Below are 899 nucleotides of genomic sequence, written 5' to 3'. Positions count from 1 at the left end.
TCCGCGACGTATTCGTCCACGTCGCGGCGGGGGTCGATCACGACCGCCTTGCCGCTGGTGGGATCGCCGATGACGTACGCGGCCTGGGACAGGCAGTCGAGGTAGTGCTGGGCGAAGTACATGGGTGTCTCCTGACGCGGGTGATGCGGAGGGACTGGAATCCCTGGATACCCGGAGGGGTATACGAACGGAATACCCGTGGGGGTATCGGTGGCAGGCATCGTATACCCGCGGGGGTATACGGCGGCAAGTTGCCCTCGGGTGGCGGACTTCGTGTCGAGAGGTGCGGTCGTCGGCCGGATCTCAGTCGGGACCTGGCCGGCGAGGTGATCGCGCCACCGTCTCGGCTGTCCGGGGCGTCATCGTCGAGGTCCCTCCTGGCCTGGCGTTTTCCGTGTCCGGTCGGGTGCCGTCCGCCGCTCGCGAGGATGTCGGCGGCCCATGCCGCTCGACCGGGAGCCGATGCGAGGCTGGGATACCCCCCGGGGTACTTGTGCTATCGTATGCATATACCCCCGGGGGTAACCCGGGAGTCTGTGTGTTCTTCACGGACACCGTCGGCCGGGAGGCGCCCGGAAGTCACGTTCGCCGACCGACCGGTGATGTCGCGGGCTCGCTGCCGCACGCCTCACGGCGGGCGCGGCGACCGTGCACGACGGCTCGACTCCGCCATCGCCGCGAGGGCTGACCGTGACGACCGGCTGAACGCCCTTCCCGTTCCGCCCTTACCCTTTTCCGAGAGGTTGTGTGATGTCCCTCTTCTCCACCGGCGAGGACCGTGTCACCGTCGACGAGGCCGTCCGGTACACCCGGGGCGGCGACGCCCAGGCGGTCCTGCTGGACGTGCGCGAGCAGCGTGAGTGGGACGCCGGGCACGCGCCCGGCGCCGTGTACGCGCC

Annotated in this window: 1 protein-coding gene; it reads left to right on the top strand. The window is 69.4% G+C overall.

Going from position 1 to position 899, the window contains the following annotated elements; all coding sequences use genetic code 11:
• Positions 1 to 750: 750 nt before the first annotated feature.
• Positions 751 to 899 (top strand): rhodanese-like domain-containing protein (locus QSK45_RS38045; RefSeq protein ID WP_285563529.1); only part of this gene is annotated, 149 nt, incomplete at its 3' end.

Source organism: Streptomyces hygroscopicus subsp. hygroscopicus, from assembly GCF_030269125.1.
Classification (GTDB): domain Bacteria; phylum Actinomycetota; class Actinomycetes; order Streptomycetales; family Streptomycetaceae; genus Streptomyces; species Streptomyces hygroscopicus_C.
This window is presented reverse-complemented; position numbering and strand designations above follow the sequence as displayed.